This is a genomic window from Stenotrophomonas sp. S39 (assembly GCF_016624665.1).
Classification (GTDB): domain Bacteria; phylum Pseudomonadota; class Gammaproteobacteria; order Xanthomonadales; family Xanthomonadaceae; genus Stenotrophomonas.
This window is the reverse complement of sequence record NZ_JACVTT010000134.1, coordinates 1-8365: the sequence shown is the minus strand read 5'-3', so window position 1 is coordinate 8365 and position 8365 is coordinate 1. Positions and strand designations below refer to the sequence as shown.

4 protein-coding genes are annotated in these 8365 nt (G+C 69.3%); 3 read left to right on the top strand and 1 reads right to left on the bottom strand.

The genetic code is table 11. The annotated features are described in order from the left end of the window. Window positions 1-252: 252 nt before the first annotated feature. Window positions 253-2310 (bottom strand): EAL domain-containing protein, encoded by a 2058-nt coding sequence (locus IAE41_RS20915; protein ID WP_200734422.1) that lies wholly within the window; start codon window positions 2308-2310, stop codon window positions 253-255. Window positions 2311-2512: 202 nt separating this feature from the next. Between IAE41_RS20915 and radA the strand changes: the two genes are divergently transcribed. The 3 genes from radA (at window position 2513) to IAE41_RS20900 (ending at window position 8285) form a co-directional block, all read left to right on the top strand. Beyond that, window positions 2513-3892, top strand: coding sequence for a DNA repair protein RadA (gene radA / locus IAE41_RS20910; RefSeq protein ID WP_200734421.1), 1380 nt, complete (start codon window positions 2513-2515; stop codon window positions 3890-3892). 173 nt (window positions 3893-4065) lie between these two features. Further along, window positions 4066-5922 (top strand): ATP-binding protein, encoded by a 1857-nt coding sequence (locus IAE41_RS20905; RefSeq protein ID WP_200734420.1) that lies wholly within the window; start codon window positions 4066-4068, stop codon window positions 5920-5922. A gap of 56 nt (window positions 5923-5978) precedes the next feature. Further along, window positions 5979-8285, top strand: coding sequence for a tetratricopeptide repeat protein (locus IAE41_RS20900; protein ID WP_200734419.1), 2307 nt, complete (start codon window positions 5979-5981; stop codon window positions 8283-8285). Window positions 8286-8365: the final 80 nt, after the last annotated feature.

Below are 8365 nucleotides of genomic sequence, written 5' to 3'. Positions count from 1 at the left end.
GGGCATGGCCCGGCGCTACCGGTTGGTGCGTGCGTTGGTAGCGCCGGGCCATGCCCGGCGGCAGTAGATCCACGCCATGCGTGGATGCGCTTGGGGTCAGAGCCCTTTCCTGCGGAAAGGGATCCGACCCCGGCCATCTGCGGTAGTGCCGGCCGCTGGCCGGCAGCAGTAGATCCACGCCATGCGTGGATGCATCTGGGGTCAGAGCCCTTTCCTGCGGAAAGGGATCCGACCCCGGCTACTTCCCCCGCGTCACCCCACCTTGCGCAGGAACTCGTCCGGATCCATCGGCCGGCCCAGGTGGTACCCCTGCAACTGGTCACAGCCCAGCCCGCTCAGGTACTCCTGCTGCTCGCGCGTCTCCACGCCCTCGGCCACCACCTGCAGCTGCAGCGAGCGCCCCAGCGCCACGATCGACGACACGATTGCCGCGTCTTCGGCGTTCTGCTCCAGGTCGCGTACGAACGCGCGATCGATCTTCAGCTCGGTCGCCGGCATGCGCTTCAGGTACAGCAGGCTGGAATAGCCCGTACCGAAATCATCGATGGAGATATGCACGCCCATCGCGGTGAGGTCGTTGAGGATGGCCAGGCTGGCTTCCACGTCCTTCATCGCCGTGGTTTCGGTGATCTCCAGGGTCAGCCGCTCCGGCGCGATCGCATGGCGCGCCAGCACGTCGCGCACGTTGTCCACCAGCGAAGGCGAGGAGAACTGCAGCGGCGACAGGTTCACTGCCATCGTCCATTCCGGGTGGCCCGAATCGTGCCAGCTGCGCAGCTGCGCGCACGCCTGGTCCAGCACCCAGTCGCCGATCGGCAGGATCAGCCCGCTGCGCTCGGCGATGGGGATGAACACATCCGGCGCGAGCATGCCCAGCTCCGGGTGCTGCCAGCGCAGCAGCGCCTCGGCGCCCACGGCGGGCGTGCCGGCGGCGACGAACTTGGGCTGGTAGTGCAGGCGCAGCTCGCCGCGGTCGGCGGCGCGGCGCAGGTCCTGCAGCAGCCGCAGCTGGCGGTTGGCGCTGACCTGCATCGACGGGGTGAAGAAGGTATAGCCGTTCCGACCGGCATCCTTGGTGTGGTACATCGCCGCGTCGGCGTGCGCCATCAGTTCGCGCTCGGTGGCGCCGTCGTCCGGGTACAGGGCGATGCCGAGGCTGGCGCTGACCTGCAGCTCGGCCGCGTCGATCAGGAACGGCTCGGCCACCGCCGCGATGATGCGCTCGGCCACCACCACCGCATCGTCCGGCTCATCCACGGCCAGCACGATCACGAACTCGTCGCCGCCCAGCCGGGCGAAGGTGTCCTGCGGGCGCAGAAGGCCGCCGACCCGCTCGCTCATGCGCACCAGCAGGCGGTCGCCCAGCTGGTGGCCATAGGCATCGTTGACCGCCTTGAAGCCGTCCAGATCGCAGAACATCACCGCCAGGCCGTGGTTGCGGCGGCGTGCCTTCTCGATGGACTGCTCGATGCGATCCTGCAGCAGCATGCGGTTGGGCAGCTGGGTCAGCGGGTCGTGCAGGGCCGCCTGCAGCAGCTTGTCGTTGGCCTTTTCCAGCGATTCGGCCAGCAGGCCGGTGCGCTCGCGCATCTGCCGGTCGAACAGCGAGGCGACCAGGGCGATGCCGATGGTGCCCAGGGTGGTGACGATGACCAGTATCGCCAGCCAGCGGCTGTCGATGCCGCCGTCGATCACGGCGCCACAGAGGCTGCCATCGGGGAAGCGGGCGGCGGCCATGCCGGTGTAGTGCATGCCGACGATGGCCAGGCCCATCACCAGCGAGGCCAGCAGGCGCAGGCGCAGGGTGCGCTCACCCTCCCTGCGCAGGCGGAAGGCGATCCACAGCGCCGCACCGGCGGCACCGATGGCGATCAGGATCGAGGCGGCAAACCACAGCGGGTCGTAATCGATGCCCGGCTGCATGCGCATCGCGGCCATGCCCAGGTAGTGCATGGTGGCGATGCCCAGCCCCATCAGCACCGCACCGGCCAGCAGGCGGCGGCGCGGCAGCTGCGGGCGCGAGACCAGCCACAGGGCATAGGCCGAGGCGCAGACCGACACCGCCAGCGAGTACAGGGTGATGGCCAGGTCGAAGCCGATGGGGATCGGCAGGTTGAACGCCAGCATGCCCACGAAGTGCATGGACCAGATGCCCAGGCCCATGGCCGTGGCGCCGCCGGCCAGCCACCAGCGCGCCACCCGGCCCTCGGTCGTGGCCAGGCGCCCGGCCATGTCCAGTGCGGTATAGGACGCCAGGATGGCGACCAGCAGCGAAAAAACAACCAGACTCTGGCTGTAGGTGCCAGTCATTGAGGGTCCTTCGGGGGGCGTGGAGGGGGCGCGGCGGCGCGGACTATAGCGGCTGCGTGGAGCGCAACCTTAGAGCATTAAAGTGTGATGTTCATCTCATATTCGAGAATGTCATGACCGGGCCGCCCTCATGCCGGGGTCGCAGCGCCTGCGACTGGCCTCGGCTATCCTCCTTCACCTCCCCGCACCGAAGTCCTGCCCCATGGCCAAAGCCCGCCTCACTGCCTACGTCTGCAACGAATGCGGCGCCGAGTACAGCAAGTGGCAGGGCCAGTGCACCGAGTGCAACGCCTGGAACTCATTGTCGGAAATCGTGCTGGAGAGCGCGGCGGCGGCCAAGGCGCCTGCGTCGCGCCGCGCCGGCTGGGCCGGCAAGATCGATCCGCCGAAGATCACCGCGCTGAAGGATGTCGAGCAGACCGAGCACCGCCGGGTCAGCACCGGCATCGGTGAGTTCGACCGCGTGCTGGGCGGCGGCCTGGTCGAAGGCGCGGTGGTGCTGGTCGGCGGCGACCCGGGCATCGGCAAATCCACCCTGCTGCTGCAGGCGGTGGCGAAGATGGCGGCCGTGCTGCCGGTGCTGTATGTCACCGGCGAAGAGTCGCTGGCCCAGGTGGCCGGGCGTGCGCACCGGCTGGAAGTGCCGCTGGACGGTGTGAACGCGCTGGCCGAGACCGGCGTCGAGTCGATCCTGCAGCATGCGTCCAAGGCCGGGCCGCGGCTGATCGTGGCCGACTCGGTGCAGACGCTGTGGACCGAAACCCTCACCGCCGCCCCCGGCTCGGTCAGCCAGGTACGCGAGAGTGCCGCGAGGCTGGTGCGCTTTGCCAAGGAAACCGGCACCGCCGTGTTCCTGGTCGGCCACGTGACCAAGGAAGGCGGCATCGCCGGCCCGCGCGTGCTCGAACACATGGTCGACGCCGTGCTGTATTTCGAAGGCGAGAGCGGCAGCCGCTTCCGCCTGCTGCGCGCGTTCAAGAACCGCTTCGGTGCGGTCAACGAACTGGGCGTGTTCGCCATGGGCGACAAGGGCCTGAAGGAAGTCTCCAACCCGTCGGCCATTTTCCTGTCCGGTGCCAGTACCCATCAGCCAGGCAGCTGCGTGATGGTCACCCGCGAGGGCACGCGGCCGCTGCTGGTGGAAGTGCAGGCGCTGGTCGATGCCTCGCCGCTGTCCAACCCGCGCCGTGTCGCAGTCGGCCTGGAACAGAACCGACTGGCCATGTTGCTGGCGGTGCTGCACCGTCATGGCGGCGTGCTGGTGGGCGACCAGGACGTGTTCGTCAATGTCGTGGGTGGCATCCGCGTGCAGGAGACGGCCGCCGATCTGCCGGTACTGCTGGCCGTACTGTCGTCACTGCAGGACCGGCCGCTGGCGGAGAAGACGATTGCCTTCGGCGAGGTCGGCCTGTCCGGCGAGATCCGCCCGGTGCCCAATGGCGAAGACCGCCTGCGCGAGGCCGCCACCCACGGCTTCAAGCGCGCCATCGTGCCCAAGGCCAATGCGCCCAAGGGCGGCACGGTGAAGGGCATGGAAGTGATCGCGGTCGAGCGCCTGTCCGAGGCCATCGACGCAGCGTGACATCGGTCCTGTAGAGCCGAGCCCATGCTCGGCTGCTTTTCCGCCAAGGGCAGCCGAGCATGGGCTCGGCTCTACACGCTTCCGATGCAGTAACGGTCAGCTTCACTGTGCTAGTTTTCCCGCTCGACGACGGCGCCCCGTGGCGCCTTGTGTGGCAAGGAGTAACCGATTTCATGCAGGACCCGACGCTCAGCACCCCCGCCGCCGAAATCCGTCGCGCAGGGGTCGATCTCAATGGACTGATGACGGTGCTGGGCAAGCACCTGTATTCCACCCCGATGGTGGCCCTGCGCGAACTGGTGCAGAACGCGCACGATTCGATCATCCGCCGCCGCCTTGAACAGTCGGGCATCGAGCTGCCTTCGCGTATCGAGGTGCGGGTGGATGCTGCAGCCGGCGTGCTGCGCATCATCGATACCGGTGCCGGTCTGACCCGTCAGGAAATCCACGATTACCTGGCAACCGTCGGTGTCGGCTACACCCGTGGTCTGCGCCAGGGCGGTGACGACCAGGACGGCCTGATCGGCATGTTCGGCCTGGGCTTCCTCTCGGCCTTCGTGCTGGCGCGGCGGGTGAGTGTCCGCACCACCTCGTACCAGACGCCGGAGCTGGGCCACCTTTACGTGTCCAGCAACGCCGAGCAGTACACCGTCAGCGAAGTCCCGGCACGCGCCATCGGCACCGAGGTGGAGCTGGAACTGCACCCGGATTTCCTGCCGCTGGCCAACGAGGCGCGCCTGTACGAGGTGCTGGGCCGCTACTGCGCGCTGCTGTCCGAGCCGATCTTCATCGGCGCGGCTGCCGAGGCCCTCAACCCCGAGCCGCCGCCGTGGCGCGGGCAGGGCGACGTGGCACTGCATCCGGTGCAGGCGCGCCGCCAGGCACTGCAGTTCGCTGCGCGGTTCGAGCATGACTTCGAACCCATCGTGACCCTGCCGCTGCGCGCCGACGCCGACAGCGATGCCACCGGCATGCTGTGGGTGCAGGATGGCGCGACCTACGGCACCAGCGACAACCGCAACCTGTCTGTGTTCGTGCGCGGCATGCTGCTGGATGACGATGCGCGTGACCTGCTGCCGCCGTGGGCGGGCTTCATCGGCGGGGTGATCGAGTCCTCGCGCCTGACCCCGACCGCCAGCCGCGAGGACCTGCAGCGCGACGACCAGTACCGCGCCGTGCAGCATGCGCTGCTGGAAGCGCTGATCGACGGCCTGGCCGAGGTCGCGCGGCAGCAGCCCGAAGCCTGGCGACGCGTGCTGGCCCGCCACAACGAAGCACTGCTCGGTGCGGCGCTGTGCGATGAGCGCCTGTTCGAGCTGCTGCTGGAGCACGTGCGCGTGCCGACCTCGCAGGGCGACCTCCCGGCCAGCGCGCTGCCGTCGCGCGGCGCCGTGCATGTGATCCTCGACAACGGTGGCGGCTTCGAGGAAATGCTGTTCCGTGCGATGGGCGTGCCGGTCGCGCACGGCCACCGCTATGCCGTGGTGCCGTTCCTGCGCCGCTGGACCCAGGCCAAGGGCCTGCGCCTGGTCGAACTGGGCACCGAGCAGGGCAACCGCGCCTTGTTCCGCACCGATGACAGCCTGGATGCGGCGCAGCTGGCATGGCTGGGCGAACATCTGGGCGATGGCGAGCAGCTGTTGCCGGCACGTTTCAGCCCCGAAGCGCTGCCGGTGGTGGTGGTGCCCGACCGGGAGGCCGAACTGAAGCAGCGCCTGGAAGACGACGAGAACGACAAGCGCGTGTCGATGGCGGCATTGCGGCTGGCCCGCCAGTTCACCGCCCGCATCGAGGCGCGCGCACCGTCGCGGCTGTACCTCAACCTCGACAACCCGGCCGTGCAGGCCTTGCTGCAGGCACAGCGCGACGGGCATGCACAGGCGCCGGCGGCCGCGCGCCTGCTGCGTTCGCTGAAGATCATCGTCTCTGCCCAGGGCCGCCCGCTGGCCCGTGGCGCCGCAACGCCCGGCCCGGACCTCAATGGCGCCTTCAGCGAAATCGCCACGGCCCTGCAGCAGATGCTGCGCTGAGCATTCCACACACTTTCTCTCATCCAGCCTCACGCTAGACAGGAGCACCAACCCCCATGGATATCTGGAACTGGGTCGAAAAGCTGCAGGAAGACCTGCGCCAGGCAGGCCAGGCGCAGAACGCGCACCTGCTGACCCGCCTTGCCGACGAAGTCAGTGAACTGCAGGTCGACCGCGTCGATGCGCTGCTGCCCGAGGCGCGTGCGCTGGGCAAGGCGCTGGACAATCCCTGGGTCGACGTCTATGTCGGCCACTGGGCCCTGCGCAATCGCGTGGGCAACCGCGTCGAAGGCGAGAGCGCACTGGGCGAAGCCGTCTCGCTGTTCGAGCGCGCGCACCGCGAAGACACCCTGGAGTGCCCGCAGTCGATCTGCGTGACCCAGGACCTGGCCGCCTGCTACGGCAACATCGACGGCCCGGGCTGGGTGCCCGAGCGCATCGAAGTGTGCGATGAAACGCTGGCGCGCATCGATCCGACCTGGGCCTGCTTCCAGTGCCTGAGCTGCGAAAAGGCCGATGCCCTGCTCGATGACGGCCGTGCGCAGGATGCGCTGGATTACCTGAAGGCGCAGGCCGATGCGGTGGAAGCGCGCGGCAAGGAAGTGTTCGACAGCTTCCCGGAAATGCAGATCAAGATCCTGCTGGCCAGCGGCCGCGCCGAAGAGGCGATGGTGCTGATCGAGCAACGCGAAGCCGAAGTGGCCGCCGCCGGCGAGTACGAACCGGCCAACTGCACGGTGCCGCGCCGCCTGTCGCGCGCCTGGGCCCTGGCCCAGCTGGGCCGCGACGAAGAAGCGCTGCAGCAGCTGGTGCCGTGGAGCGAACTGACCCCGAACACCTGGCGGCTGTGGGCCACGACGGTGGCGCTGCTGTGCAGCCGCGACCCGGCCCGCAACACCTGGAACCTGGGCACGCGTTTCAACACCATCATCGAGCACTTCGCCAGCGTCGGCGCGCACCGCCTGGTGATCGAGCTGGCGGCACTGAGCCTGGAACTGGCTCTGCAGCGCGGCGCGCGCTGGGTGGCACAGCGCCAGCTCGGCCTGGCCCGCACCCATCTGGCGCAGCTGCGGCAGGATCGGGGCGCCAGCGAGCGCGTGGCTGGCCTGGCCGCACGCATCGACGCACTGCCCGAGGTGGAACCGCTGCCGGTGCCGGCGACCGAACTGCTGGCCTGGCTGGAAGCGCGCGGTGAGCAGGACCAGTCGCGTGATCCCGAACGCGAGGCGCAGTGGCTGCTGCAGGCGCACGCGCAGTGCCCGGACGACGAAGCGCTGGCCGAGGTGGCCGCATCGGCGCTCAATGCCTGTGGTGCGCAGGCCGAGGCGCGCGCGCTGCTGTGGGACTTCGTGCGTGCCCATGCCCATGAAGATGGTGCCGCGGCCTACACCCTGATGCGCTGGTTGACCGAGCAGGGCGACGACGATGGCCTGCGCCGCCTGGCTGACACCTATCGCGGCAGCGTGCCGGTGTTCGCGCATTGGTGCGAGGTGCAGCGCGCACGCCGCGTGTCGGACTGGCCGGCGCTGGAGCAGGCCGCGCAGGCGCTGCTGGCGCTGTCGCCAGGTTCGCACGGTGCACGTGGCACGCTGGCCCGCATGTACATGGAATCCGGCCGCTTCAGCGATGCACAGGCCTGCTACGCGCAGCTGGTGGAGACGCTGGAAGATGCCAACGCCGCGCACTGGGACCACATGAGCGCGGCCAGTGCCGCAGGCGACTGGGAAGCGGTGCGCCGCTCGGCCGCCGCCATCGGCATGGAGCTGACCAGCCAGGACGGCGTGGTCGAGGAACCGTGGGGCTGGGTGATCATCCGCAGCCTGGAACAGGGCGAGCCGATGGAGTACTACGCACGCCGCACCGGCCCGGTGACCGCGCGCATCGTCGAGAACGCACCGGCCAACCGTGCCCAGCAGGTGGGCGACTGGGTGGTGTTCGATGCCGCGCTGGTGCATCCGGCGCCGGAGGAAGAAGAGCAGCGTCAGCACTTCATTCCGACCTATGCGCAGGTGCACGTGCTGGAGCGCGGCGGCTTCGAGCGCAGCTGGCTGGTCGACGGCGCGCACCCGGGCGAGGAGGCCTGGAATGCGTTCGTGAAAGGCGCCGAAGCGCAGGGCTGGCAGGTCTGGGCGCACAGCCGCCCCGACTACACCGTGACCGATCCGGATGCGGAGGAGGGTACCCTGCCGGGCCTGCTGTTCACCGTGGCCCAGCCGCAGGGGCATGCGCCGCTGGCGCTGCATCGTTACCTGCAGCAGTCCACCGCCGGCTGGTCGCACCCGCAGTGCTGGCTGCGCCTGGCCGAAGCCTGTGACCAGGAGCGGCAGCCGCACCTGGATGTGATCGAGCGGTACGGCCTGTAGGTTTCACCGCGCTGGGGGGGGGGGGGGGCGGGGGGGGGGGGGGGGCGGGGGCGGGGGGGGGGGGGGGGGGGGGGGGGGGG